Annotated in this window: 26 protein-coding genes and 1 tRNA gene; 11 read left to right on the plus strand and 16 right to left on the minus strand. The window is 42.2% G+C overall.

What is annotated here, in order from left to right:
- Positions 1-9: 9 nt before the first annotated feature.
- The 9 genes from ACSQ7D_RS07635 to ACSQ7D_RS07675 all read right to left on the minus strand — a co-directional run bounded on the left by ACSQ7D_RS07635 (position 10) and on the right by ACSQ7D_RS07675 (position 8,998).
- Positions 10-1,299 carry a glycosyltransferase family 4 protein gene (locus tag ACSQ7D_RS07635; RefSeq protein WP_437135824.1) on the minus strand — a complete coding sequence of 430 codons (1,290 nt, stop codon included), beginning with the start codon at positions 1,297-1,299 and terminating at the stop codon, positions 10-12.
- 55 nt (positions 1,300-1,354) lie between these two features.
- Entirely contained in the window at positions 1,355-1,711 is a 357-nt protein-coding gene (locus ACSQ7D_RS07640) for a DUF4377 domain-containing protein (protein WP_308766836.1), read from the minus strand.
- Positions 1,712-1,726: 15 nt separating this feature from the next.
- Positions 1,727-3,682, minus strand: a complete 1,956-nt coding sequence (locus tag ACSQ7D_RS07645; RefSeq protein WP_437135825.1) for a glycogen debranching enzyme N-terminal domain-containing protein — start codon at positions 3,680-3,682, stop codon at positions 1,727-1,729.
- Between the two features lie 195 nt (positions 3,683-3,877).
- Complete coding sequence (locus tag ACSQ7D_RS07650; RefSeq protein WP_009421412.1) at positions 3,878-4,252, minus strand: GxxExxY protein; 375 nt, start codon at positions 4,250-4,252, stop codon at positions 3,878-3,880.
- Positions 4,253-4,421: 169 nt separating this feature from the next.
- Entirely contained in the window at positions 4,422-6,386 is a 1,965-nt protein-coding gene (locus tag ACSQ7D_RS07655) for an alpha-amylase family glycosyl hydrolase (RefSeq protein ID WP_437135826.1), read from the minus strand.
- A gap of 226 nt (positions 6,387-6,612) precedes the next feature.
- Positions 6,613-7,890: a Na+/H+ antiporter NhaC family protein gene (locus tag ACSQ7D_RS07660; RefSeq protein ID WP_437135827.1), complete on the minus strand. Its 1,278-nt coding sequence runs from the start codon at positions 7,888-7,890 to the stop codon at positions 6,613-6,615.
- A gap of 183 nt (positions 7,891-8,073) precedes the next feature.
- Positions 8,074-8,155, minus strand: a tRNA-Leu gene (locus ACSQ7D_RS07665).
- Between the two features lie 131 nt (positions 8,156-8,286).
- Entirely contained in the window at positions 8,287-8,499 is a 213-nt protein-coding gene (locus ACSQ7D_RS07670; RefSeq protein WP_437135828.1) for a phosphinothricin acetyltransferase, read from the minus strand.
- Between the two features lie 319 nt (positions 8,500-8,818).
- The gene (locus ACSQ7D_RS07675) at positions 8,819-8,998 is read right to left on the minus strand and encodes a hypothetical protein (RefSeq protein ID WP_437135829.1); all 180 of its coding nucleotides are present in this window, start codon (positions 8,996-8,998) and stop codon (positions 8,819-8,821) included.
- Positions 8,999-9,132: 134 nt separating this feature from the next.
- Here ACSQ7D_RS07675 and thrS point away from each other — a divergent pair, with 134 nt between their 5' ends.
- The 4 genes from thrS to rplT all read left to right on the plus strand — a co-directional run bounded on the left by thrS (position 9,133) and on the right by rplT (position 12,428).
- A complete protein-coding gene (gene thrS, locus ACSQ7D_RS07680; RefSeq protein WP_437135830.1) occupies positions 9,133-11,076 on the plus strand; it encodes a threonine--tRNA ligase in 1,944 nt (647 codons plus the stop codon).
- 91 nt (positions 11,077-11,167) lie between these two features.
- Positions 11,168-11,665: a translation initiation factor IF-3 gene (gene infC, locus ACSQ7D_RS07685; protein ID WP_106096058.1), complete on the plus strand. Its 498-nt coding sequence runs from the start codon at positions 11,168-11,170 to the stop codon at positions 11,663-11,665.
- A gap of 121 nt (positions 11,666-11,786) precedes the next feature.
- A complete protein-coding gene (rpmI, locus tag ACSQ7D_RS07690; protein ID WP_002674635.1) occupies positions 11,787-11,984 on the plus strand; it encodes a 50S ribosomal protein L35 in 198 nt (65 codons plus the stop codon).
- Between the two features lie 99 nt (positions 11,985-12,083).
- Positions 12,084-12,428, plus strand: a complete 345-nt coding sequence (rplT, locus tag ACSQ7D_RS07695; protein WP_002674637.1) for a 50S ribosomal protein L20 — start codon at positions 12,084-12,086, stop codon at positions 12,426-12,428.
- 105 nt (positions 12,429-12,533) lie between these two features.
- Here the strand turns inward: rplT and ACSQ7D_RS07700 are convergent, their stop codons facing one another.
- The 6 genes from ACSQ7D_RS07700 to ACSQ7D_RS07725 form a co-directional block, all read right to left on the minus strand.
- Positions 12,534-16,430 (minus strand): AAA domain-containing protein, encoded by a 3,897-nt coding sequence (locus tag ACSQ7D_RS07700; RefSeq protein WP_437135831.1) that lies wholly within the window; start codon positions 16,428-16,430, stop codon positions 12,534-12,536.
- A gap of 142 nt (positions 16,431-16,572) precedes the next feature.
- Positions 16,573-17,019, minus strand: a complete 447-nt coding sequence (locus ACSQ7D_RS07705) for a PIN domain-containing protein (protein ID WP_437135832.1) — start codon at positions 17,017-17,019, stop codon at positions 16,573-16,575.
- Positions 17,016-17,285 carry a glutaredoxin-2 domain protein gene (locus ACSQ7D_RS07710; protein ID WP_437135833.1) on the minus strand — a complete coding sequence of 90 codons (270 nt, stop codon included), beginning with the start codon at positions 17,283-17,285 and terminating at the stop codon, positions 17,016-17,018. Before ACSQ7D_RS07710 ends, ACSQ7D_RS07705 begins: the two co-directional genes overlap by 4 nt.
- Before the next feature lie 86 nt (positions 17,286-17,371).
- Positions 17,372-17,500 carry a hypothetical protein gene (locus ACSQ7D_RS07715; protein ID WP_437135834.1) on the minus strand — a complete coding sequence of 43 codons (129 nt, stop codon included), beginning with the start codon at positions 17,498-17,500 and terminating at the stop codon, positions 17,372-17,374.
- Positions 17,501-17,545: 45 nt separating this feature from the next.
- Complete coding sequence (locus ACSQ7D_RS07720) at positions 17,546-18,568, minus strand: hypothetical protein (RefSeq protein WP_437135835.1); 1,023 nt, start codon at positions 18,566-18,568, stop codon at positions 17,546-17,548.
- An 88-nt stretch (positions 18,569-18,656) separates the two neighbouring features.
- Entirely contained in the window at positions 18,657-19,364 is a 708-nt protein-coding gene (locus ACSQ7D_RS07725) for a tRNA1(Val) (adenine(37)-N6)-methyltransferase (RefSeq protein WP_437135836.1), read from the minus strand.
- Between the two features lie 855 nt (positions 19,365-20,219).
- Between ACSQ7D_RS07725 and ACSQ7D_RS07730 the strand changes: the two genes are divergently transcribed.
- From ACSQ7D_RS07730 to ACSQ7D_RS07750, 5 genes are all read left to right on the plus strand, one after another.
- A complete protein-coding gene (locus ACSQ7D_RS07730) occupies positions 20,220-20,627 on the plus strand; it encodes a hypothetical protein (protein ID WP_314783919.1) in 408 nt (135 codons plus the stop codon).
- Complete coding sequence (locus ACSQ7D_RS07735) at positions 20,627-21,139, plus strand: DnaJ domain-containing protein (protein WP_437135837.1); 513 nt, start codon at positions 20,627-20,629, stop codon at positions 21,137-21,139. The genes ACSQ7D_RS07730 and ACSQ7D_RS07735 overlap by 1 nt, the downstream gene beginning before the upstream one ends.
- 201 nt (positions 21,140-21,340) lie before the next feature.
- Positions 21,341-22,261 (plus strand): acyl transferase, encoded by a 921-nt coding sequence (locus ACSQ7D_RS07740; protein ID WP_437135838.1) that lies wholly within the window; start codon positions 21,341-21,343, stop codon positions 22,259-22,261.
- 57 nt (positions 22,262-22,318) lie between these two features.
- Positions 22,319-22,564 (plus strand): hypothetical protein, encoded by a 246-nt coding sequence (locus ACSQ7D_RS07745; protein ID WP_264855445.1) that lies wholly within the window; start codon positions 22,319-22,321, stop codon positions 22,562-22,564.
- A complete protein-coding gene (locus ACSQ7D_RS07750) occupies positions 22,555-22,854 on the plus strand; it encodes a type II toxin-antitoxin system RelE/ParE family toxin (RefSeq protein WP_181831485.1) in 300 nt (99 codons plus the stop codon). The genes ACSQ7D_RS07745 and ACSQ7D_RS07750 overlap by 10 nt, the downstream gene beginning before the upstream one ends.
- Positions 22,855-23,076: 222 nt before the next feature.
- Here ACSQ7D_RS07750 and ACSQ7D_RS07755 read toward each other — a convergent pair whose 3' ends face one another.
- Positions 23,077-23,319 (minus strand): Sec-independent protein translocase subunit TatA/TatB, encoded by a 243-nt coding sequence (locus ACSQ7D_RS07755; protein WP_009420160.1) that lies wholly within the window; start codon positions 23,317-23,319, stop codon positions 23,077-23,079.
- Positions 23,320-23,448: 129 nt separating this feature from the next.
- Between ACSQ7D_RS07755 and ACSQ7D_RS07760 the strand changes: the two genes are divergently transcribed.
- Together ACSQ7D_RS07760 and ACSQ7D_RS07765 are read left to right on the plus strand one after the other, a co-directional pair.
- Positions 23,449-24,423 carry a M23 family metallopeptidase gene (locus tag ACSQ7D_RS07760; protein ID WP_002675822.1) on the plus strand — a complete coding sequence of 325 codons (975 nt, stop codon included), beginning with the start codon at positions 23,449-23,451 and terminating at the stop codon, positions 24,421-24,423.
- Between the two features lie 36 nt (positions 24,424-24,459).
- Positions 24,460-25,239, plus strand: a complete 780-nt coding sequence (locus ACSQ7D_RS07765; protein ID WP_437135839.1) for a DUF695 domain-containing protein — start codon at positions 24,460-24,462, stop codon at positions 25,237-25,239.
- Positions 25,240-25,250 lie beyond the last annotated feature (11 nt).

The raw sequence follows: 25,250 nt of genomic DNA on the forward strand, positions 1-25,250 counted from the left end.
TTGGTTATTTTATATTAAAGATTCGTAAATGTTTTTGAGTTTCAAGGAAGCTTTTTCCCATTTCAGTTGGTTTACCTCATCATACCCTTCACGTTGCATATAGTGAGCGAGGGTGGGGTAAGCCAAAATGCCATAAATAGCATCGGCAAGAGCGTTGATATCCCAATAGTCTACTTTGATAGCGTGGTTCAGTACCTCAGACACCCCCGATTGTTTGGAGATGATAGTAGGTACTCCTGAGCGCATTGCTTCCAAAGGAGAAATCCCAAAAGGCTCGGATACTGAGGGCATTACATACACATCGCTGTATTGGAACATACGCTGTACGTCGTTACCCCTGAGGAAACCCGTGAAGTGGAAGCGGGTGCCCAATCCCAATTGTGCAACACGGCGCACTAAGGGGTTCATCTTCTCGCCACTACCTGCCATTACAAAGCGTACGTTAGGCATACGTTTCATCACTTTTGCAGCTGCCTCAACGAAATATTCAGGACCTTTTTGCAAGGTGATACGCCCTAAGAAAGTAACGATTTTATCCTTAATACCGCGTTCTTCTTTGGCATCAGTTTCGGCTTTAAAGTCTACTGCATTGTGCACAGTAATCACCTTCTCGGCAGGGATACCATATTTTTCAATGACGATATTGCGCGTCCAGTTGCTCACGGTTACTACTCTATCGGCAGCTTCCATACCGCGTTTTTCGATGTCGTAGACCAATGTGTTGCGGTTATACTCGCCCCCACGGTCGTATTCGGTAGCGTGCACGTGTACGATAAGGGGTTTGCCGGAAATCTTTTTGGCGATGATACCCGCGCTATAGGTAAGCCAGTCGTGGGCGTGAATCACGTCGAACTCATAGCGTTGGGCAACCGTACCCGCTACTAAGGCATAGCGGTAGACCTCTTCCATCAGATTTGCACCGTATTTGCCCGAAAACTGAAATTTGTTATGATACGAAATGCGCTCGCGGTGTTCGCCTTCTTTGAGGTACTGGTCGCGTTCGCGGGCAAAGGTTTCGGGATCCAGGTAAGGCACGAGGTTCGAACCTATCTCCATAAAATTGATGTGTTTCCAGAAATCTTCAATCTTTTCAGCGTTTTGCAACATCTCTACATCGCTAGCGTTGATAATCTTAGCCACATTGCCGTCCTCATCACCGGAGGCTTTTGGCATCACAAACAGCACTTTTACGCCGTTTTTAGCCAATCCTTGGGCTATACCCAAGCAGGCTGTTCCTAATCCCCCACTAATATGAGGGGGAAATTCCCATCCAAACATTAATACTCTTGCTTTCTTCATATGCTTTTATTTATTCCTTCCCCAATCCCCTCCCACGCGGGGAGCAAGAAGAGTGTTATTCTAATTTTTGTTTTGAGATGATGCTGATTAACTCATAATCATCGGGCAGGTTACCATCTTGAATAGGGTAGTCATAGATGATTCTCTTGACTTTCAACTGATATTTATAACCTTTTTCAAGGGTAATACCTTTTATTTGGTTGTTGCCAAAACAAAGTTCTTTATTACCTATTAGTGCTTTAAAACATTCGAATTTCACTTCAGGCCAACTAAAGGCTTCTCCTATCTCTCCTGTAATTGTAAGTGTCACTTTTTGTACTTCTTTAACTCCATTATTGGTGTAATCACTTTCTTTACTAAGGCAAGAACAGCACAAGATACATATCAATAATATTAAGATATTTCTTATCATATTAAAATAACTTTCTCAAAGTGTTGCAGGCATTTGTCTCAACAGCCATTGAGCACGTAATATCTCAGCTACATTCTTAGCTTTGGCAATACAACCGCGTGAGTGGAATGGTGGATTGCCGTCGTAAATATCCGATATAGTACATACGCCGTGTTCGTTGAGCTCTTCTTCAAAATTTTCTAAGATAGCTTGCGCTTCTGGCAGGTACTGTGCTCCAAAGATTTTCAGATAAGCCTCTATATAGAACCCAATAAACCAAGGGTGTGCCGACCCGTTGAAGGTGGCTTTGTCGCGCACATATACATTACCTACACTCACGCCTTCATAACGAGGGTTTTGAGGAGATAAACTGCGCAACCCGCGAGGGGTGAGCAACTCTTGGGTGACAATGTCCAACACTTTCTTCTTAGTCTTCTCGTTTATGGGAGCATAGTCGAGAGCGCAAACAATGAGCTGATTGGGTCGTACATCTACGTTTTTATTCGTGCGGTTGGCATAGTCGGCAAGGTATTTCTTGTCGTCTATCCAAAAAGTCTCTACAAAGCTCTTTTCGATGGTTTCAGGTAGCGTAAACCACTCGCCTAAGAAAGCCTTGTCTTTTGCCTCTTCTGCTAAGACAAGGGCGTAACACACGGCATTATACCAGAGGGCATTCACTTCTACTACATAACCATTGCGTGGCACGATGGCACCGTAATCGCTTTGCGCATCAAACCACGTAAGCGGACGTGTAAGGTCATCACTCCAGATGAGCCCGTTAGCTTCCATACGGATATTCTTATGAGTGCCTTGTTTGTAGGCGTTTAAGATACTTTTGATTGTATCGCCATACTCCTTCCAAAGTTGTTTCTTACTTTTAATAGTTTCCTTTTCATACTGTTGAAGTGTCCAGAAGAACCACAGAGAGGTGTCGGCATCATACTCAGGGTGTATATTGTGCGTACTGATTTCCTTAGCAAAAAGCCCTTCGTAGAAGTACTTTTGAGTAGAGGTGAGCACGTCTTCAAATATCTTGGCTGTACTGCCCGATAAAGCAATACCTGGCAAGGCGATAAAAGTGTCGCGCATATTGCTGTCGAACCAGTGATAACCTGCTTTGATGCGGGTTTCGCCTGCCTTGTGAATAATAAACTGAGAAGCGGCGTATTGCAAGCATTCTTCAAACGAATTGCGGTCGGCGCGCTCTTTGAGGTACTTGGTAAAATCCTTAGCGAGGTTTTTAGGATTAGCTTCCTCTAAGCTGGCTGAAAAGACGATACTTTCTCCTTTTTTGAGGCTCACTTCGAAAGCTCCTACGCTGAGGAGGTCTTCTTGGTAGTCATACCCGCGTTCTTTTTCCTTGGTGTAATAGATGTTGTTGTTCCAATAAGCTCCACCACCAAAATTAGCGGATTTGCTGAGTTGCATATAGAGATAAGGAAACTCTGGGTATAGTTTTACACGCACGCCACCGCCTATTGCTTCAGCTTGGGTATTGGCTACGGGGTTTTGCTTGCTAAGCGAATGGATATCGCGGAAAGCCAAGAGAGGGTTTAGGCGCAAAAGGGTAGCCGAATGGGCTTCTAGTAGCGTATAGCGTATCAATACTTGGGGAGCATTGTGCATCATCAAGATTTCTTTTTTCAGCAGTACGCCACCTACTTGGTAAGTAACGGTAAATGCTTTTTCGTAGGAAATATCTACGATATACTTATGCCCGCGCGGTTCATAGGTACCTTCGTATTTATGAACGCCGAAATTGAAATCGCGTCCGTGCTGAATGATACTTTCATCTAAGGAGGAGAGCATCACGTAGTTTTTGCCTCTGAACTTTTCAATAGGCACTACTAGTAGCCCGTGGTATTTACGGGTATTGCAAAATACGAGAGTAGAGGAGCAGTAGCCTCCCCCTCGGTTCGTACCGAGAAACTCTCTATCCAGAGAGTATTCAAGATTAATAAGTTGGTCTTTTTTGAATGATAAATAACTCATATTTCAATTAACAATTTACGATTAATAATTTACAATTTAGGTTGTAGTATATACTTTGCCAGCTTTGCTGGAATATCTCACACAGATTTCACGAATCTCACAGATTTCTTCACGGATATTTCTTTTTATAATGTTTATTTGTGCTACGGATTACAGCAACAAGTTGCTGAGATTTTCACAGATTACCTAATTCAGCTATGCTACCAATCTAACAATACCTTTATTAATGTCTACTTCATTGAAATTTACTAAAAATCCTACTTTTTTATGAGTAAGTTTTAAATAGGTTAACAGTTGTTTCTTGTATATAGGTTTTATCTCCTCTACTGATTTTAACTCTAAAATAATCTTATCCTCTACCAATAAATCTAATCTAAAAGCAGTTTTTAACATAACTCCTTTATAAACAATAGGAATAGGTACTTCTGAAAGTACTTTCAAACCTTTATTTTCTAGTTCGTATTTTAAAGCGGTAGCATAAACACTTTCTAATAAACCTGTACCTAATTGGTTATACACTTCATAAATAGCTCCTCTTACTTTATAACTAAGCTCTTCTTCTACTATCATTTTCTATCTTATTTATTGTTGGTTTTTTTTCACCTTCACTAGGGTGCTTTAGTCTGTGCTATCTCTCACCGAAGGTGAGTAATCAGTGGAAAAGACATACAAAATATAAGAACTCTTATACATATAAATCTGTGAGATTCGTGAAATCCGTGCGAGGCTTTTAAAATCGTTAGTTTGCTAATTTCAATATAAAGCCAATTCTTGCGGGTATATACAACGACAGCAAATTCTCCTTGCCGGTGTACTGCGTAAAATGCTCTACGCTCTCATCAATGCGGTTATCCCCTCCAAAAGCAGGGTTATCAGTATTCAGTACCGTTGTGTACTTGCCTGCTGGCACATCAAACTGATAATCGGTGTAGGAGGTGGTGGGGTTAAAACTGAAAACAAATAAGTACCCACTGCGCTCGAATATGAGTAGCTGTCGCTCGATGTCGCGCACCAATATATGGGGTTCTCGGTCTAGGAATTTGCTCTCGGTGGCAAAGTGTATCATCGCGCTATCAAAAGCGTTGAGGTATTTAAACTTCAGGTTAGAGTCGTCTACTAAACTCCATAGCCTGCGTGCGTGCGCATAACTCCAGTTGTTACCAGCACGCGGAAAGTCTATCCACTCAGGGTGTCCCCATTCGTTGCCCATAAAGTTGAGGTATCCCCCACCTGCGGTACCCAGAGTTACCAAACGTATCATCTTGTGCAAAGCCATTGCACGGTCGATGATGAGACTGTGGTCGAACACGCTCATACCCGTATACACTTCCTTATCGGTGAGCCAGAAAAATATCGTTTTATCACCCACCAAGGCTTGGTCGTGGCTTTCGGCATAACTAATAGTGCGTTCTTCGGCGCGTTTGTTAGTCAATTCGTAATAGATATTGCCTACGTGCCACTGTTCATCGGGTACTTCTTTGAGGAGCTTAATCCAATAATCGGGAATACCCATACTCAGCTTGTAATCAAAGCCTACGCCTTTTTCAGCAATAGGCGAAGCAAGACCGGGCAATCCGCTCATCTCTTCGGCAATGGTCAGCGCTTCGGGGTAGAGCTCGTGAATAAGTTGGTTAGCCATAGTGAGATACACCAAAGCGTCGTCGTCCTCATTGCCATCATAATAGAAACTATAATTGGTAAAGGCTTTGCCCAAACCGTGATCGTAATAAATCATACTGGTAACGCCGTCGAAGCGGAAACCGTCGAAGTGATATTCTTCTAACCAATACTTACAGTTAGAAAGTAAAAAATTCAGTACTTGGGGCTTACCATAGTCAAAACAGCGGGAGTCCCAAGCAGGGTGTTTACCACGCTCACCGCGGTGGAAGTAAAGATAGTCGGTACCGTCGAAGAGGCTGAGCCCTTCTGCCTCGTTGCTTACCGAATGCGAGTGTACAATATCAAGTAGTACACGTATACCCAAGCCGTGGGCAGCATCGATGAGTTCTTTGAGTTCTTCGGGCGTACCAAAGCGTGAACTCACCGCAAAGAAGTTAGCTACCTGATAGCCAAAAGAACCGTAGTAAGGGTGCTCTTGTATTGCCATCAGTTGGATTGTGTTGTAGCCCAAAGCAGCGATGCGGGGTAGTACATAGAGGCGGAACTCTATAAAAGTACTCACGCGCTGGTGTTCGGTACTCATCCCTATATGTGCTTCGTAGATAAGAGGGTGCGGGGTAGCTTTGGGGCGTGGGTGTTGCCAAGGGTAGGGGTGCTCCGGACACCACACTTGGGCGGAAAACACCTTGGTATAATCGTCCTGCACGGCGCGGATAGTATGTGAGGGGAGGCGTTCGCCACTGCCTCCTTCCCATTCCACAAGTAGTTTGTAGAGCATTTCGTGGCGGAGGATATTAGCAGGAACACGCAATTCCCAGTCTTGGTCGTTTAGTTTAGTGAAAGAATAGTGTTTGTTTTTTTGCCAGTCGTTGCTATCACAAAGAAGAAAGATAGCCGTTGCATTTGGAGCCCACTCGCGTAGCACCCATTCTGTATGAGTACGGTGCAGACCGTAGTAGAGGTGCGAATTACAAGCATCAGCCAGGCACTTAGCGTCCCCTTGCACTCTACGAAGTGTATCTATAAAGTGCTGATGCCTTCCCTGAATAACAGGGAGGTATGGTAGCAATAGTGGGTCGTTCATAAGGTTTGGTATTCTGGCTACGGAAAAGTCAAAAGATTGGCTTTTAGGTAAGTCAATTAAATTCGCCGTAAAATTAAAACAATATTTTGATAACTGCAAATTTTTTTGCAATTATTTTACAATAATTTTATAGTCTGTTATGATAAACTTATGTAGTTTAATAGAATACAAACACTTATAAAGTAGAAGACATCACTGTTAATGCTGTGTAAAAACAACTTTTTTATTACTTTTTACCCACATAAATATACCCCAAAGTGCCTATCAGCAGTAAATGTAAGTAAATAGCATACATCACCAGCTGGGGGTAATCTATCGTGTCGGCAAATTTGTATAGGGCAATTACCTGCGCTCCATACGGGATAAGCCCCTGGGCATAACAAGAGAAGATATCCAATACCGATGCCACACTACGCAACGGTATTTTAAACTGTTCAGCAATCGTTTTGCTCGTCTTCGAAGCGATGAGAATAGCCACCGTGTTATTCGCCACGCACACGTCGGCTACTGTCACCAAAAAGCCCATCCCTAAAAGAGCCGACGAGCCACTTTTGATGCGCTGAGTAATGAGGTTCATCAAAAACCGAATCCCGCCAAAATGCTCTACCAAAAACGCCAATCCTCCTATGATAAAGTATAAGAAGAAGGTATCAGCCATTCCCATAAAACCTTTGTGAATATCAGTAGCAAATTGCAAGAAATGAAACTTGCCGTACGCAAACCCTATCACCCCCGAGATAAGAATCCCTAAGAAAAGCGACACAAATACGTTTACCCCAAAAAGCGCAATTACCACCACTGCCACATAAGGCAAAATAAGCACAGCGTTAAAATCGCTATACAACTGATTGTGAAGGTGATTTTCGGCGTCAGGATTTCCTATCAACAGCAGTATGATAACTGCCAGAATTGCCATTGGTATCGCAACTTTAGCATTCGCCTTCATCTTTTCGTTCATCTGACATCCAACCGACTGTGTGGCGGCAATCGTCGTGTCCGAAATAAGAGATAAGTTATCCCCAAACATCGCCCCCGATAGCAGTGATGCGCCTATGAGTGCCGTGTTCGATTGGCTTTGGGTGGCAAGGTCAAACACTATCGGCGAAAGCGTCATAATAGTACCCACCGAAGTGCCCGTAGCAAATGAAAGAAACGATGCAATGATAAAAATCCCTACCGGAAAATACTCTGGCGAGATGTAATACATACCCATATTCACAATACTATGCGTACTTCCCAAAGCATTAGCCACCGAAGCGAATGCCCCAGCCAAAAGTGCAATCATACACATTTGTAGCACATTGCTATCACCCGCCCCTTTAAAGAACAATCCTATTTTCTCTTTCATAGGAGCTCGGTAGATAAGCAAAGCCACTACCACCGAAAAAAGCGCAATAATAGGAGCAGGTAGCGAGTAGAAGTTGTCGAAATACAACCCACTACCTAAAAATAATGCTACGAATACGAGCAGAGGAATAATACTGATGATAGTTGTTTTCTGCATAGTTATTGTCTGTTTTATAGCAAATCAAAATCACTTTTGTGTCCCTTCCCCCTTTCGCTTTTGCAGATTGTCCCCCTTCGGGGGCTCGGGGGCTTTATACTAACACTTGCCAATCTCCTTTATCTTTACCCTACCATAAAAATAAAAAAGCCTTAATTCACTACTGATGAATTAAGGCTCTTGTGCGGGTGAAGGGACTCGAACCCCCACGCCGTGAAGCACTAGATCCTAAGTCTAGCGTGTCTACCAATTTCACCACACCCGCAAATGATGAACGTTTCAATGATTGACGGCGCAAAAGTACAACAGTTTTTTTTAACTGCAAATTTTTTCCGTGTTTTTTTATCCTTAATCTCACCTTAGCCCCACCAATACATTAATTATCAGTTAAATTTATCAACCAAAAATCATTCCTTCATCTTGCTTTCCTCTTGTTATCGCTACCCCTCTCTTTTTTCGTCGCCACATTCCCCCTTTGAAGGTAGCCAGCAATAGCTGGGTATGTGTATCGCGAGAGCGGAGTATGTGTAAAAGGGGAGGTTTGTCTCCTTTTACAGCTTGTCCCCCTTCGGGGGTTCGGGGGCTTACCGAATAAATGACTCGCCACATTCCCCCTCATTGAGAAAGTCCACGAGAGATTTTCATCACATTCTCTTCGTCATTCGTCTCTTGTCATTCGTCATTAATTCCCCCTCATTGAGGGGGCTAGGGGGAGGTTTCTTTTCCTTTTCCGTCACACTCCCCCTATTGCCTATGGCCTAAGGCCTAGTGCCTCTTCCTCTTTCTTTCGCCTCGAAACCCCGTTTTTACCATTTTTTGCATCGCTGTATTATATTATGAATCAACTTTTTACACACCCTTCCTATACCAATCGTCCAAGATTCGTATAAGCTTCCTATAAGCTCTCTATAAGCTAACCCCACCCATCTTACACCCCTTTTTCATCAAAAATCCTACTTCTCTTCTTCCGTTCTTTTCCGTTTCCTTCCGAATCCTCCAACCTGTCCCAATACATCACTTTTGCGGTATACACTTTGCCAAAGTTTTTGCCTGTGCGGCTCGCACCTTTGGCAAAGTTGATTACTGGTATTTCCGGTATTATTGGCATTATTGGTATTTCTGGTATTATCGGCATTCACCTCATTTTCTAAATATTTTTCTTCATTATTTATTGTCAATTACTAATTATTTTGTACTTTTGCACTTTCTAACACAACAACACCAATTTTCAACAACAAAAAAATGATTAAAATCACACTACCCGACGGCTCTGTAAAAGAGTACCAAAGTGGGATTACTCCCGCCGAAATCGCAGCCTCTATCAGTGAGGGACTGGCGCGTAACGTCCTTTCTGCCAGCTTCAATGGCAAAACCATAGAAACCGTTACCCCCCTGACGACCGACGGTAGTTTAACATTATACACTTGGGATAGTCCCGAAGGTAAAAAAGCTTTCTGGCACTCCTCAGCGCACATCTTGGCACAAGCGCTCGAAGAGCTCTACCCCGGCATCAAGCTCACCATAGGTCCTGCCATCGCTAATGGTTTCTATTACGATGTCGATTTCAACGGCAAACCTATTTCCGAAAAAGATTTCTCTGCTATCGAAGCTAAATTCTTGGAAATCGCTCGTGGCAAACACCCTTTCAAAATGCGCCCTGTGAGCAAAGCCGAAGCCTTGTCGTACTACGCAGGCAAAAATGAGTACAAAACTGAACTTATCGAAGCCCTCGAAGATGGTACGATCACCTTCTGCGACCATAGTACCTTCACCGACCTTTGTCGTGGGGGGCATATCCCTAACACAGGCTTTGTAAAAGCCGTAAAAGTACTCAGCGCTGCTGGGGCTTATTGGCGTGGTGATGAGCACAACCCACAACTCACTCGTGTGTATGCTATCTCATTCCCTAAACAAAAAGAACTCACCGAATACCTCGAACTGCTTGAAGAAGCTAAAAAACGCGACCACCGTAAGCTCGGTAAAGAACTCGAACTCTTTACCTTCTCTAACAAGGTAGGACAAGGCTTACCGCTCTGGTTACCTAAAGGAGCTGCCTTGCGCGAACGCCTCGAAGCCTTCTTGCGCAAAGCCCAAAAACAAGCCGGTTACGAGCAGGTAGTTACTCCGCATATCGGTCATAAGAATTTGTATGTAACCTCAGGTCACTGGGATAAATACGGAAAAGATAGTTTCCAGCCCATTGCCACCCCTAACGAAGGTGAGGAATATTTACTAAAACCGATGAACTGTCCGCATCACTGCGAGATATACAATTCACACCCTTGGAGTTATAAAGATTTGCCTAAACGTTTTGCCGAGTTCGGTACAGTATATCGCTACGAGCAAAGTGGCGAGTTACACGGTTTAACCCGTGTGCGTTGCTTTACCCAAGACGATGCGCACATCTTCTGTACTCCTGAACAGTTAGACGACGAGTTCAAACACGTAATCGATTTGGTGCTCTATGTATTTGGTTCTCTTGGATTCGACAATTTTACCGCACAAGTATCGTTGCGCGACCCCGAAAACCCTACCAAGTACATCGGCAGTGATGAGAATTGGGCAAAAGCCGAAAATGCCATCATCAACGCTGCGAAAGAAAAAGGCTTGAGCTATGTAATCGAAACAGGTGAAGCTGCTTTCTACGGACCTAAACTCGACTTTATGGTGAAAGATGCCTTAGGCAGAAGCTGGCAATTGGGTACCATTCAGGTAGATTACAACCTCCCAGAGCGTTTCGACCTTTGGTATAAAGGCGCTGATAACGAAATGCACCGCCCTGTAATGATTCACCGTGCGCCTTTCGGAAGTATGGAGCGTTTCGTAGCCATTTTATTGGAACACACTGCCGGAAACTTCCCATTATGGCTCAACCCGAGTCAAGCTATCGTACTATCATTGAGCGAAAAATATGAAAATTATGCTCAAAAAGTTTTGAGATTGTTAGAAAATTCCGATATTCGCACCCTGATAGACAATCGTGCTGAAACTATGGGCAAAAAAATACGCGAAGCCGAAACTCAAAAAATCCCGTATATGCTCATTGTTGGCGAAAATGAAGAGAAAGAAGGCACCGTATCAGTGCGCAAACGCGGTGGTGAGGATTTAGGAAGTATGAGCGTAGAAGCCTTTGCTAAACTCATCAACGACGAAGTCGCTAAGTCAATTAAACAATTTGCTAATTAGCAAATTAGAATAGTGAAAGTAATTTTAAATTTAAATAGCCATCATAAAAAAAAGTAACACACCGGGCAGAGATGACAAACAACCTCATCGTATCAATCGCGATATCCGCGTTCCTGAGGTGCGTTTGGTAGGGGAAAACGTCGAAGGAGGCGTATACCCCACTCGCAAAGCATTAGAAATTGCTAATGAATTAGAACTCGATTTGGTGGAAATTTCACCAAACGCCACGCCTCCTGTTTGTAAAGTAATCGATTATAAGAAATTCCTTTATGAACAAAAAAAGCGTGAGAAAGAGATGAAAGCCAAAGCTACCAAAGTAGTAATTAAGGAAATTCGCTTCGGCCCTCAAACCGATGACCACGACTATGAGTTTAAGAAGAAACACGGCGAGAAGTTCCTCAAAGAAGGCTCCAAAGTAAAAGCCTACGTATTCTTCAAAGGTCGTTCTATCATCTATAAAGACCAAGGGGAAATTCTCCTCTTGCGCCTCGCCACCGACCTCGAAGACTATGGCAAAGTAGAACAAATGCCTAAACTCGAAGGAAAACGTATGACGATGTTCCTCGCACCCTTACCCAAGAAAAAATAATCCCCTCCCTAACCCTCCCCCAAGGGGAGGATAAAAATGAGGGCAAAAATAAACTCCCATAACTCCCCTCCTTGGGAGGGGCAGGGGGAGGACGGAATTATATCAATAAAAATCTAAGCAAATGCCAAAAATTAAAACTAAATCTGGAGCTAAAAAGCGCTTCAAGCTCACCGGCTCTGGTAAAATCAAGAGAAAACACGCGTTCAAAAGCCACATCTTAACTAAGAAAGCTAAAAAACGCAAGTTAGCACTCACCCACGCTACGCTCGTTCACTCTAACGACGAAGCAAGCGTGAAGAAACAATTAGGCTTAAAATAATTGTTTAAATAGTAGGAAATTAATAACCGTGGAGTAGGTACCCCTAAGCGTTTGTTTTAAGCACAAACCACCTGCTACAAAAATTAAAAAAAGGAATTTATGCCAAGATCAGTAAATGCTGTAGCTCGTAGAGCTCGTAGAAAAAAAATAATGAAGCAAGCCAAAGGTTTCTTTGGCCGCAGAAAAAACGTTTGGACGGTAGCCAAAAACGCTGTTGAGAAAGCAATGCAGTACGCTTACCGCGACCGCCGTAACAAGAAGAGAACCTTCCGCGCTTTGTGGATTGTGCGTATCAACGCAGGAGCTCGCTTGCACGGATTGTCTTACTCTCAATTTATGGGTAAACTTAAAGCAGCTGATATCCAGCTCAACCGTAAAGTTCTTGCCGATTTGGCAATGAACCACCCCGAAGCGTTCAAAGCTATTGTAGAAAAAGTAAAATAAACGTTTAACTAAAGATATAATTCCGTATAGAAAAAGCGACTCCTTAGGAGTCGCTTTTTTATTTTTCTTGTTACGGTCTTTCTGATATTCCACCTGCCTGTGCACTCATTTCGCCCATTTTCTTTTGTAGTCAAAGCCGGCGTTGAGCAATATTTTTTCTTTGTGCAGGTCTTCTAAATAGGCTAAATCGTTGTTGTAAAGAGGTTTGCTGAGGCATTCTACAGCTACAGGCTTGCCTTCTTTGGGCTCTAACAAAATATCGATAGTATAACCCCCAAACTCGTAGTCCATTGTAATACGCTGGTCGGGGTATTTTTCTTTGAGCTGACGGTAGGTTTGTTCTTTGAAAGCACTTTTACTTTGCTGGTCGATATCGGTGTGTTTGTGTCCGTAGAGGTCGAGTTCCGATAGGATTTCACGGCGGAGGGCATCATTGCCGTCGCTTACGGCACGAGCGTAGGCGAGGTAGGCGTAGAGCACAGCGCGGCGGTTGTTAGCGCCTTCTTGCGCTAAAGCCTCTTTATAGGTGGCTAACAATTCTTCGGGGATAGAGTTGCACACGTATATCTGTTCCTTGGCGCGGGTGATAATCACGTTCAGCAGTTTGTAGCCTTTGGAGAAGTTCAGCGGACCAAAACTCTGTACGAACTTGCCGCCTTTCTTCTTGCCATAAGTTACCGATAAGATGATGATATCGCGCTCGTCACCTTGTATGTTCTCCAAGTTCTTGATAAAGAGTCCTGCTTGTTCTAAGGCGTTGATTTTCTCGCGGAAAGCCGTTTGAGTAGGGTCGTTTTGCTTTTGGAGTATCTGTTTGCGTATGTAGTTGCGCTGGGTGATATTGAAAGTCGCAATCCCTACCGATGGGTAACTACCGTCAGGACGAGGCTCTATTTGTGAGAGGATACGCAACACTTCGGCGGCTTCCTCACGGTTGATATGCTCATCGAAAGTGCCATTTACCTGAGTAAAATGGATAGGGATACGATTTTCGGTGCTGGGTAGCGGACGCAATCGGGCGTTGTAGAAAGCGTGGTTAGAAAAATCAATCAGATAAGGGTGTTTAGAACGATAGTGAAAATCTAAATGGTTCTTACTGAATTGGTATTCCAAAGCGTAATCCAAGAGCGACTCTATGTTTAGCATCGCATTTTTGTAGGTGAGTACTTCATCTTCTTCCTCGTTGTCGTCCTCATCTTCAGCACTACCGTCGAATACTTTGCTAAAATAGTTAGACGGAGGCATTTGGTGTTCATCACCTGCAATGATAATTGTCTTGCCTTTGAGCATAGCCGGCAGGTTGTCTTCAAGTTTCAGCTGACTCGCCTCGTCAAACACTACATTGTCGAAATAGAAATTCTTACCCTCAAACAGATTGCAACAAGCATCGGGGGTGGTGAGGATAATAGGGAAGAAACTCGTAAAGAGGTCAGTGTCCTTCATCGCTATTTGTCTCAAGGTAAGTCGGTTGTGTTTTTCACTTTTGCGCTTGTTGTAGAGGTTTGCCACAGTGAGCTCTTTGTTGGTCTCTTCAAACGTTTTTACAGCTTTGCGTTGCTGGGTATTCCAGTAGCCCTCGATAAAATCTTTTTGGGCAGAGGCGAAGTAGTGTACTTTCTTTTTAAAATCGGCATAATCGCGCTCGTTGAAGTTTAGCGTATCATCGGCATTTCGTTGCAAGAGCAAGGTGTAATAGGCGTAGAGGAAGGAAGCTTCCCAATGGGTTACTTTGGTAAGTGATAAAACAATGCGCTCTTGGAAATCGTTGAGCGATTGGAAGAATGCAAACCACTCATACTGTGTTACCAAAGGCTGTGCAGGGTCGGCTTGATAGCTGTTGTAAGTCGCTAAACTGCGGGTGATAAAGGCTTCAAACTCGGCAAAGGTATTGCCAAAATTGATAGTGTCGAGCCAATTATCAGCTTCTATACGGTTTTTAAGCGATTTTACTTCGCTTATGAGCTTGTCTAAATCGGTATTCACAAACGAGCGTTCGTAGTAATTCAGCAGGTCTAAGGCAGCAAAATCAGCATTGGCTTTGCTGTCGAAATCGGTTTGCGCTTGAGCAATAGCAGGAGTGTACTCGGCGATAACAGTTTTGTTGAGTAATAAGTTATCCGAAATAGCAATCGACGAAAAATTGCGATGCAAACTGAGCGCTTTAATTGCAGTACAGAGTTCTTGCAAGCGTTTTTGGGTTTTCAGCACCTGCTTTTTCTCGGCAGAAAAGAGTGCTGAGAGTTTATAGAAGAATCCTTTGGTGACCTCTGGTCGATACACAGGTGAAGTGGGGGAGAGGGTAGCGGTAATCAGCTCATAATCATTGCGATATTGCGCTAAGGTATCCAACTGTTGTATAAATTCTTCTTTGCGTTTGTGCAAGTAATAGGCTTTATAAACAGCTACCTGCTGCTGGATAACCTCCCACTGCTGGGCGTATTGCTTGAAGGCTTCGGCGAGTTGTTGTTGGGTGTTAAACAGATTGGTAGCGGTGAGTTTTTTGGGGTTTAACAAATGATTTTGAGCGTAAGGCGCATACCGCTGATAGAGCGCCTCACCTTGTTGCCAAAGGAGAGCGAGAGAGGCAAACTCTTCATCGGTAAACTGAAACGAAAAAGCCGAGAGGTCGAGTTCTTCTCTGTCTGTTTCGTAGCGCATTAGCTCCGCCATTACATCTGTCCACGACAGTTGGTTGAGGAGTGGTTGGTTGAGTTTGTGGTGAATAGCATTGATATCTGTTGTGATTTTGCGTATTGCTTGCACTTGTTCAGCAAGGAGATTTTCGAGGAAGGCTTGCGTTTCTTTTTTAAACTCGGCATTATCAATATGGTTACGCACGGCATCAACAATGAGCCTGCGGTCGGCAATGGCATCTTTTATCATTGTGCAATACCTGCCCAAACCTTTGTTTTGCAAGGCGTTGTAGAGCACTTCTAGGGCAGTTTGCTTCTCGCATACTACTAATGTTTTCTGTTTGTTTTCCAAAGCATTGATGAGAATCGCCGTGAGCGTTTGGCTCTTGCCCGTACCTGGGGGACCTTGAATAAGTATTTTCTGCTGACTTTTCAGCGATTCCAAAATCGACTGTTGAGAGGGGTCGGTTTCAATAGCGCTCAGCGATTGGAATTGTTCGTTGGCTGTTGCTTGCAAAGGTATAAATTCCTTTTTCAGCGATTCGTAATCGTTGATAATGTTCTGTTTTTGGACTTCAAAGAGGGAGAGTATACCGCATTTTTCTATAAAAGCATCACCTTTGTTAGGCAAAAGTTCCTCGTATTCCGCTTTGGTTTTTAGGGGAAGAATCTCGGTATAGTTGTTCAGCAGGAAATCCAAATTTTGGGTAACTTTCAGTTGGTTGAGGATATCCGAGCAAAGAGAGTGGAGTTCGGGTTTATCGATTTTTCCGTCTTCTAGCATCTCGTCGGGGATAGGTTTAAGGCTTACGCCCGAATCGTTTTGCAGGTGGTTTATGAGCACCTCATTTAGGTAGATAGGGTCTTCCTCGCTACGGCTTATTACCCACGTATTCATTTGGGTAGCCGGCTTTATCTTCACCGACCAAATTAGGATAGGCGCAGCCGTTAGTTGTCTATCGCCCATATCCCGACGCAACAGTATGGGGAAACCAAAGCCGAGTGTGTTCACCCCTTTTTCAGAAGTGATAACCTCGCTTTGGAACATTAGGTTTTCGATGCTATCTACCAGTTTTTCTAAGGTAGCCTCACGTTCTTTAGGTATATTTTTAGAGGCTTGTCCCCCTTGGGGGGAACGGGGGATATCTATATCAGTACTTTCGGTATCGTGAATAGAAAACGAAAAGTTGAGGTTGCGTAAGGTGAGTAAGTCGAGAATAAAGCGTTCGGGCAAGCTCTTGAAGATAGCCGAGAGACGTGCGATATCAAACTTATAGCGCGAAGCACCAGGAAGTGCATTGAGGTGCACGCCACGACGGTTACCCACTTTCAGTTTGTTTTGCAGAGCAGTAAATACTTCTTGGTTCATCTTCTGTGAAATGCTAAAATAACGAGGCAAAGGTAATGTATAATTAGTAGATAAGCAAGTACACTCATTAACAAATAAGTAATCTTAGCGTAGCAGTCGTAGCACGGCAAGTTTTGTTTGTGATATGAAGCTATTGTTGTTTTTAAATTCTCTTCTTGTAGCGTTTAGCTTTAAGGTCTTTAGTTGTTACACAAATATCGTATCCCTTTTCTTTTAAACCATTCGATAGTTTTAAGTCGCAAGTCCAGATTTTATGTCCTTTCTCAAGGTGAAGTGCAATAAAAGGATAGTCATCAGGGTCTATTGATTGTGCTATATCTTTAGCTTTGTTTATATATTCCTTTGGAATATCTTTAACTTTGAAAAAAGTAATATTCTGTATAAATTCTTTGAGAAGGGCATTTGCTTGTTGTTTAGACAAATGATTGTCTTTCATAATTTCAGGCAAGTGCTCTTCTACCTCATCTAAAAGATAATCAGGGGCGGTAAACTGAATTGTTTTCTTTTTATCACTCAATATGGTAGCTATAACTCCTTTTGGTTTATAGAAACAGCTATAAATAATGTTGGTGTCCGAAATTACTATCATATAGCTTGTTTTTCTTCTAATTTTGCAAGGTCTTCGTCCCAACGGCGTGCAATGTTTTTATTAGATTCTTTAGACATTGCCATAATTTTTTCACGGTATTTAATTGGAATACCGTACTCGTCTTCTTCAACTTCTTCAGTTGTTGCGGATATTACTTTTTTAGCCTCTTTTGTTTTGGTAACCTTTACAAAGTCAAGACTTTTTGCGTACTTTATAAAGCTCATCGCCATTGGGCTATCACTGGTAATAGTAAGGGTATAAGACATAATATTCTGTATTTTTTGAGGCAAAGATATAAAACTTTTATCAATTAACAAAATGGTTTTTTCTGAAGTTCTCTCTGGCTTCTTTCCTAATCCATATACTCCTCAAACCACTCTTGTACTTTCTCTTCTTCAATAGCAAAAGGCGCACAGGTAGCTAATTGCTGTATGGCTTCAGCGGTGTTTGCGCGTTCTTCTAAACCTGTGGGTACTATCATAGAGTGATTGTTCTGTTGCAAAGATAATAAATAATAGACAATCTTTTACTTCAAGTAGCTGATATTTCCGTTCTCGAAAACCCCTATCCCATTTTGGGAGGTGAGGAACAGCAATTTGCCTCTCACAAATAACAACTTCTTTATCGCCATTTTAGCACCGATAGCCAAGGGCTCTCTCTCCCAGCGAAGCTTAGGTTCGCAGAGCAGTTCTAAGTTGCCTATTTTTTCGCTTTCAGATAAAAAGGTTTTGTAAATACCCTTTTGGGTGGCAATATACAGCGTTTGGGTCACAGGGTCAATGGTGGAAGCTCCTATAAAAAGACGGTTGTTTAGGTCAAAATCATCATCATTGAGTATTTTCTCGGCAGAGTAATTGTCTATCTTAAAAATATCGCCCGAGTTGATGAGATGTTGTAAGCCTGAAGCAATATACACGGCATCGGTTTTGCCATCACTGAAAATGCTCTGTGGGAAAAACAATCCTAGCTCAAGGTTTTCGATAGAGCGGTTAAGAGGTTTGCGTTCCTTGCTATCGAACAATTGGAAGCTACCGCCAAATTCACCATAAAAATTGGTCATCCAAATCACGTCGTGCGCATCAACGAACACGCAAGAAGGAAAGCGAAAGAACTCTTTTGCGCGCTTTTCTATCCTAATACCTACAGTGGTCTGCTGCGGAAAGGCTGTCCAATAAGTATGGGTAAGTGGTGCGTAGAGCGCATTGCGGATAATGAGATAAGGTTCGTTTTGCGAATTGAAAACAATATGTTCTATAGTATAAGGCTTTTGCATTGCGTGCAGTAATTGCAAGCCTTTATCAGAAAGGGTGAAGAGTTTACCGTTGTTCGTCCCTACTACTACGTTTTGTTGTTTGTCCGAACCGATTGCCGTAAAAGTAAATCTTGAATTATGAGTTACAGTGTTTTTCTTTTCGGTAGAAAGATTCCAGCACTTGAGTTTACCGTCGGTTGTGACGGCATAGAGCAGGGAGTCTTTGGCAATCATATCCTTAATAGTAGGTTGGGCAAAGGTAAAGCAAGAGACGAAAAAGGCAATGAATTTAAGCATTTTAGAGTTTATTATTTAGAGAGCAAAGATAAAGCATAATTACTAAATCACCAAATTCCTCTCCTTAGTCCTTAGCCCACTTCATTTGCTAATTTCCTAAATAAAAATCCTTTGTGAGAGATTTGTACGCCTCAGTATAAACCCCACGTTCCTTCTCAATAATAAGCACATCGATAGGGTAGGAGGAGAGCTCTTTTCTACTCAGTAGTAGCATACTCCGTTTTAGTTCAGCCGTAGCATTACCTCGCGTATGAGTGATTTTCTGAGGAAAAAGACCATAACCCGACGCAAGAGTGATAAACCCTTCGGTTTCACTATAAGGCAAAATAACACTAAAAACACCCTCGTCCGACAGTAATTGGCTTACCCCTTCTAAGAGCTCCGAGAACGAAAGCGTATCAGTAAACCGAGCCGTGTTGCGCGCTTTTTCAGCTGTTTTATAATCAGCGGTATAGAAAGGCGGATTAGAGATGATAAGGTCGTACACTTCATCTATCTCCAAAGCAAATTCCTGAAACGAAGCGTGATAGCAAAACAAGCGGTCGCCCCATTGGCTCTCTTCGAAGTTCTCCGTGCATTCTATATAAGCTTTTTCGTCTATTTCTACGGCGTCAATCACAGGAGCGTCAGAGCGTTGGGCTAACATTAGCGACAATAAGCCCGTCCCCGCCCCAATATCCAGTATACTTTTAGGATTCTCAATAGGCGTCCACGCCCCCAATAGCACTCCATCAGTGCCTATCTTCATCGCACTTTGTGCTTGCTTTACGTTAAATTGCTTAAACTTAAATATCATATTCTCTTTGTTCCTTCCCCCGAGGTTATCAGTTTTTAATACAAAAAAGTCGTTCTTCTCCTTATTTCAACCTCTTTTTTTAATTCAAGCAAAAATATAAAATAATTACCAATCAGCAATCCCCTTCTGAATATTTTTTTGACTTTCAGAGTTGCTACCAGTCACATAGGAAATATATTCTACTTACCCACCAATAAAACAAAATATATTACCATAGAATCCCCTTTTTATAGATTCCCACCTTTCAAAAAAGCACCTTTTATCCTATACCAATCGTCCAAGATTCGTTCAAGGTTCGTATAAGGTACCTATATCATAGTATATTTTTCTTTTTGAAAATCCCTATTTTATTCTTTTTAAAAACTACCTGTGCGGTTCACACAAACTGCCCGTGCGGCTCGCACCATCATTTCCTAATTCTCTAATTTCCCAATTTTCTAATTTTCCTCCTGCCTATGGCCTGAGGCCTCACATCTATCGCTTTTTCGTCGCCATTCCTAGTGCCTATGGCCTATGGCCTGAGGTCTCACATCTATCGTTTTTTCGTTACCATTCCTAGTGCCTGTGGCCTATGGCCTGAGGCCTCACATCTATCGTTTTTTCGTCGTCTTTCCTAGTGCCTATGGCCTATGGTCTAAGGCCTCACATCTGTCGTTTTTTCGTCGTCTTTCCTAGTGCCTATGGCCTATGGCCTGAGGCCTCACATCTATCACTTTTTCCTCGTCTTTCCTAGTGCCTGTGGCCTATGGCCTGAGGCCTCACATCTAATTTCCCAATTTTCAAATTTGTATATTAAAAATTGTTTTTGTAGTTTTGCACCCTCAGTGAAGAATTATATAATAAAATAAGCATACAATGATATATTATTCTATTCTCGCAATAAGCGTAGCCTACCTCATTTATATACTTGTAATGCAGGCAACTACCAACTTAAAAAGAGAAAAATCCATTGAAGAAAAACGCCAAAAATGGCAAAATGCTTTGGTAGACGAAGAAGATACCAAAGACAGAATTATGGAGCTCATCAAAAGTGAATACGGTGAGCCCACCACAAGTTCCGTCGAAAAAGGTGTATATACCGAAGGTATGCCCGACTTTTTGGTGAAAATGGCGCTCGGTAAGCCGTTAGAAGTCCAAAGTGCAGGATTCAAAGGCTCTACTACCGAACGTTGGCACTACAAAACCCTTACCCTCACATTCCAAAATAACAAACTCATCGGCTGGGAAAGCCACGATAACACCTCTCAAAAAGCAAGATTATAATGTTAAAGGATTACTACGAAATATTAGGAGTTAGCCAAAAGGCTTCTGACGACCAAATACGCGACGCCTACAAAAAGCTCGCAAAAGCCTATCACCCCGATAAACATCAGGGCGACGATTTCTTTGCCGAAAAATTCAAAAGCCTACAAGAAGCTTATGCAGTCCTTTCCGACCCCGAAAGTCGTAAAGACTACGATGCCGACCTCGCCGCCGAGTTAAAAGGACAAAAGAAAACCGAAGAACCCAAAAAGCAAGCTAAAAAGAAAACCTCACAAAAAAATAGCGCCTCCTCAAAAGCTCGTACCGTAAAGGATTTGCCCTCTTTGATAGATATTTATTTCGAACAGAAAATCGCTACTGTAAAAACCCGTAAAGAGTACGATACTATCTTAGCATCTCCCAAAAAACAGTACTCCTCTTGGGTGAAAATTGTGCTTGTAGTCCTTGTCATCATTTTAAGCACCATTTTGCTAAACCCTTCTTTCGGTCTCCTAAAAGGACTTTTACCTTAATTAAGCACAATTGATAAATATAAATTGAATAATCAATAAAATTTGCGATATACACTTTGCCAAAGTGCTAAGCCTTTGGTAAAGTCTATCAATGAGTCAAAAACTTAATTTTTTGATTAATTTCTATAGCCCAAGCGATACTTCACTTTAACGAACGACAAAATTCAACTATCAGCAAACATAGATTTTACAGCTGTTGCCTTGGATACTTTTCGTTATCAATACGAAAACAACGAGGTATACCATCGCTTTTGTACCCTATTGAACTGCCTTCCTAATGAGGTAAACACACTCGAAAAAATACCTTTTCTTCCTATCGAATGTTTTAAAACTGAAAAAGTGTACTGCGGTCATACCACACCTCAGCAGATATTCACCAGCAGTGGTACAACAGGCGCACAAACCTCCCGACACTATGTGAAAGAACTTAGCTTGTATGAACAAAGCTTCCGTAAAGGCTTTGAACATTTCTATGGCAACGTTGGAGATTATGTAGTTTTAGCCCTTCTTCCCTCGTATTTAGAACGCACCGGCTCATCGCTTATCACTATGGTAGCCGACCTTATTGAGCGTTCAGGTAGTGAGTACAGTGGTTTTTATCTCAACGAATACGACCTCTTAGCCCAGCGCTTACAAATGCTTGATGCTTCGGGCAAGAAAGTACTGCTCATAGGGGTATCGTTTGCGTTACTCGACCTTATAACCGAGCATACTTTCTCTTTAAAAAATACGATTGTAATGGAAACAGGTGGTATGAAAGGTCGTCGCAAAGAACTCGTGCGCGAAGAATTGCACGCGCTCCTCTGCAAAGGCTTTGGTGTCGAAAAGATTCACTCCGAATACGGAATGACCGAACTGCTTTCGCAAGCCTATTCTGCGGGTAAAGGGATTTATAAGTGTGTACCTTGGCTGAAAATCCTTATACGCGATACGAATGATGCGCTAAGCTATCTGCCTACGGGCAAAACCGGCGGACTTAACATCATCGATTTGGCTAATAGAGAATCGTGTAGTTTTATTGCTACTCAAGATTTAGGAAAGCTACACCCCGAAGGTACTTTTGAAGTATTAGGACGCTTCGATAACGCCGATATCAGAGGTTGCAATTTGCTCATTAGTTAATTTACCAATTTGCTAAATTCCTAATTATTTTTTATTTTTGCCGAAAATATAAGAATTATGGGTACAGTAAGATTACAAGCAACAGTGCAAGAATTTGATATTCCATACTTGGAAAGGTTTTTAAAAGGCATTTCAGCTACCGAAATCAACTTTGAAAAAGAAGAAGATGCTTTTGATATTCTTACTCCTGAAGACCTCAAAGCTATTGCGCTCTCAAAAGAGCAAGGGAACCTCGGTATGGTTACAAGCAATGACGATGTTTTTAAAGAGATTCGAGAGCTAAGAGAAAGAAAATGGAAATAGTTTGGACTGATAAAGCTAAAGAAAGCTTCAAAGAAACTCTTGAGTTTTGGGATATACACAATGGGAGCTATTTGTTTTCAGATAAAATATTATTAGAAACAGAAAGATTAATGCTTGAACTTTCTAATAATACACTCTATTTGGGTAGATATAACAAAACATTAAACCTTTATGTAAGACCTATTTTAAAAGGTAGGTATTTTATATATTTTGAGGTTAAGAATAATGGAAAAGAAGATTTTATAGAAATCCAATATTTTAGAAGTTCAAAACAACAACCTATATCTTGAGAATAAAATCTATAATAATAAGAAGTATAAGATTTTTTACTCAAAAAGTAGCTTTTGTGGCTTGTCCCCTTCTCTTCGGAAAGTCTGCGAGAGCAGAGTATGTGAGGAACGGGGGTAGGCTTCTAAATGAGAACACCCTATCCGATTAACAAAAATCTTCCCTACCTATCGCTTTTGCGTCGCTTTCCTAGTGCCTGTGGCCTAAGGCCTAAGGCCTTACATCTAATTTCCCAATTTCCCCATTGAATCTTTCATTTTTTCAATTTCTTTTTGAGTCTCTTCTACAATTTTAGTATCTACACCTGCCTTCTCAGCACCGCGTTGTATTTCAGTTTTAATCTCATCGGTAGCATCGCGCAGTTGGCGCATTGCCTTTCCTAAACCACGCGCAATACTTGGGAGCTTATCAGCCCCAAAAAGGATTAAAACCATAAAAAGTATGAATATAATTTCTGAAAACCCCATAAAATCAATTAACAATTGATAATTAACACAATGGCCTATGACCTACTGCCTATGGCCTATTCACTGCAAAATTACATTTTTTTTGTCATAAAACAGCAAATATCATATTTTTTTTATACTTTTGCCCGTATGAAAAAGGTAAAATATTATTACGACCCCGATACGCTCTCGTATAAACGCATCCTCTCCCGAAAGCGTACAAAGGTGCGCAATGCTTTGATTTTTCTTACAGCTGCTGCACTCTTCGGGATTTTATTCTCTTTTATAATGATTAACTCGCGCTTGTTTTTCACCCCCCGCGAGGTGGTATTAGCACGCGAGATTAAAACCTATGAAACCAACTACCAAATCCTGAACAAAAAGATGGAATTGGCGGAAGATGTGCTTGCCGACCTTGAAGAACGCGATAATAATATGTACCGCCTTTACTTCAACGCTCCTATTATCCCCGATAGTGTTCGCAAAAGCCTCAAAGACCCTAACCGCTATAAAAACCTCGAGAAATACGGAAACTCCAAACTTGTTGCCAATACAAACAAACGCTTAGATATATTGCGAAAACAGTTGGTCGTACAGTCGAAATCATTAGATGAGATTGCTAAACTTTCTAAGGCAAAGGAAAAATTCTTGTCTTCCATTCCTGCCATTCAGCCTATTAATAATAAAGATTTAAAGCATATGGCATCGGGTTATGGTTGGCGTATCGACCCTTTTACCAAAGCGCGTAAGTTCCATTATGGTATGGACTTCACTGCACCCCAAGGCACTCCTGTATATGCTGCGGGCGATGGTGTAGTAGCACGTGCCGACAGCAATGCCTCAGGTTATGGTAACCACATTCGCATCGACCACGGTTATGGCTATGTAACTCTCTACGGACACCTTTCGGCTTACAACGTGCGTGCAGGACAACACGTCAAGCGTGGCGACCTCATAGGAAGGGTAGGAAGTACCGGTCGCTCGGAAGCTCCACACCTGCACTACGAAGTGATAAAGAACGGCGAACACATCAACCCGATACACTTCTATTATGGCAACCTCACCCCGAGCGAATACACCGAGATGCTACACGTTTCTACCCAAGAAAATCAATCGCTTGACTAAGATGATTGGAAATAGTATTTTGTTAATTAAACCCATATGACTCACCATAATCTTCCCCAGAATTGGGACTTCTTTATGTGCCATATCGAAGGCGTCCCAGCTTCTATACGCACCAATTTAGCCTTGTTTGAGCTTGCTCCTCTCGAGGGCTTATCGCAACGTTTACAGTTTTATATAAAAATGAAAAACCCTACTCCTGATGGATTTCCTTCAAAGGAGGAGTATCCTATACTCTGTGATATAGAAGATGCCATAAGCGAGAAAGCCGAAGCCACAGGAGCAGTATTGGCAGGTGTGGTAAAATCCGAAGGCTTTTTAGAGCTTTGGTTTTACTGTAATAATGCGGAAGTTTTAACACAGACTTGCGAAGAAGCGTTACAAGCTTTTGAGGGTTATAAATCGGGATATAATACCGCTGAAGATGCCCAATGGGAAGATTATTTCGACTTCCTTTATCCTGATGAGTTTTCTTATCAAACGATGCAGAACAGAAAAGTGCTAATGCAACTTGAGAAGAAAGGGGATAAGATGGAAGTCCCTCGTGAAATCGACCATTTTATCTACTTCAAAAGTGAGGCACAACAACGAGGTTTTGCCGAGAAAGTAGCCGAAAAAGGCTATAAAGTGCGTTTGAGTGATGAGAAAACAGTAAAGGAACGAAAATCCGAAGGACATACTTTCCCTTACACCGTCGAAGCCACACGTGAGGACAGTCCGTTAGATATCAACAATATCGTATGGGAACTGATAGAGCTAGCTTCTTCTTTTGAAGGAGAATACGACGGCTGGGGCTGTGTGAATGTAACTGATAACTGATAATTTCTTAG

Source organism: Capnocytophaga sp. G1920, from assembly GCF_051417515.1.

Excerpts from the sequence above, each read along its gene's own strand:
- ACSQ7D_RS07635 (WP_437135824.1), bottom strand. The coding sequence starts at position 1,299 with ATGAAGAAAGCAAGAGTATTAATGTTTGGATGGGAATTTCCCCCTCAT.
- ACSQ7D_RS07640 (WP_308766836.1), bottom strand. The coding sequence starts at position 1,711 with ATGATAAGAAATATCTTAATATTATTGATATGTATCTTGTGCTGTTCT.
- ACSQ7D_RS07645 (WP_437135825.1), bottom strand. The coding sequence starts at position 3,682 with ATGAGTTATTTATCATTCAAAAAAGACCAACTTATTAATCTTGAATAC.
- ACSQ7D_RS07650 (WP_009421412.1), bottom strand. The coding sequence starts at position 4,252 with ATGATAGTAGAAGAAGAGCTTAGTTATAAAGTAAGAGGAGCTATTTAT.
- ACSQ7D_RS07655 (WP_437135826.1), bottom strand. The coding sequence starts at position 6,386 with ATGAACGACCCACTATTGCTACCATACCTCCCTGTTATTCAGGGAAGG.
- ACSQ7D_RS07660 (WP_437135827.1), bottom strand. The coding sequence starts at position 7,890 with ATGCAGAAAACAACTATCATCAGTATTATTCCTCTGCTCGTATTCGTA.
- ACSQ7D_RS07670 (WP_437135828.1), bottom strand. The coding sequence starts at position 8,499 with ATGTGGCGAGTCATTTATTCGGTAAGCCCCCGAACCCCCGAAGGGGGA.
- ACSQ7D_RS07675 (WP_437135829.1), bottom strand. The coding sequence starts at position 8,998 with ATGCCAATAATACCGGAAATACCAGTAATCAACTTTGCCAAAGGTGCG.
- thrS (WP_437135830.1), top strand. The coding sequence starts at position 9,133 with ATGATTAAAATCACACTACCCGACGGCTCTGTAAAAGAGTACCAAAGT.
- rpmI (WP_002674635.1), top strand. The coding sequence starts at position 11,787 with ATGCCAAAAATTAAAACTAAATCTGGAGCTAAAAAGCGCTTCAAGCTC.
- rplT (WP_002674637.1), top strand. The coding sequence starts at position 12,084 with ATGCCAAGATCAGTAAATGCTGTAGCTCGTAGAGCTCGTAGAAAAAAA.
- ACSQ7D_RS07700 (WP_437135831.1), bottom strand. The coding sequence starts at position 16,430 with ATGAACCAAGAAGTATTTACTGCTCTGCAAAACAAACTGAAAGTGGGT.
- ACSQ7D_RS07705 (WP_437135832.1), bottom strand. The coding sequence starts at position 17,019 with ATGATAGTAATTTCGGACACCAACATTATTTATAGCTGTTTCTATAAA.
- ACSQ7D_RS07710 (WP_437135833.1), bottom strand. The coding sequence starts at position 17,285 with ATGTCTTATACCCTTACTATTACCAGTGATAGCCCAATGGCGATGAGC.
- ACSQ7D_RS07715 (WP_437135834.1), bottom strand. The coding sequence starts at position 17,500 with ATGATAGTACCCACAGGTTTAGAAGAACGCGCAAACACCGCTGAAGCC.
- ACSQ7D_RS07720 (WP_437135835.1), bottom strand. The coding sequence starts at position 18,568 with ATGCTTAAATTCATTGCCTTTTTCGTCTCTTGCTTTACCTTTGCCCAA.
- ACSQ7D_RS07725 (WP_437135836.1), bottom strand. The coding sequence starts at position 19,364 with ATGATATTTAAGTTTAAGCAATTTAACGTAAAGCAAGCACAAAGTGCG.
- ACSQ7D_RS07730 (WP_314783919.1), top strand. The coding sequence starts at position 20,220 with ATGATATATTATTCTATTCTCGCAATAAGCGTAGCCTACCTCATTTAT.
- ACSQ7D_RS07735 (WP_437135837.1), top strand. The coding sequence starts at position 20,627 with ATGTTAAAGGATTACTACGAAATATTAGGAGTTAGCCAAAAGGCTTCT.
- ACSQ7D_RS07745 (WP_264855445.1), top strand. The coding sequence starts at position 22,319 with ATGGGTACAGTAAGATTACAAGCAACAGTGCAAGAATTTGATATTCCA.
- ACSQ7D_RS07750 (WP_181831485.1), top strand. The coding sequence starts at position 22,555 with ATGGAAATAGTTTGGACTGATAAAGCTAAAGAAAGCTTCAAAGAAACT.
- ACSQ7D_RS07755 (WP_009420160.1), bottom strand. The coding sequence starts at position 23,319 with ATGGGGTTTTCAGAAATTATATTCATACTTTTTATGGTTTTAATCCTT.
- ACSQ7D_RS07760 (WP_002675822.1), top strand. The coding sequence starts at position 23,449 with ATGAAAAAGGTAAAATATTATTACGACCCCGATACGCTCTCGTATAAA.
- ACSQ7D_RS07765 (WP_437135839.1), top strand. The coding sequence starts at position 24,460 with ATGACTCACCATAATCTTCCCCAGAATTGGGACTTCTTTATGTGCCAT.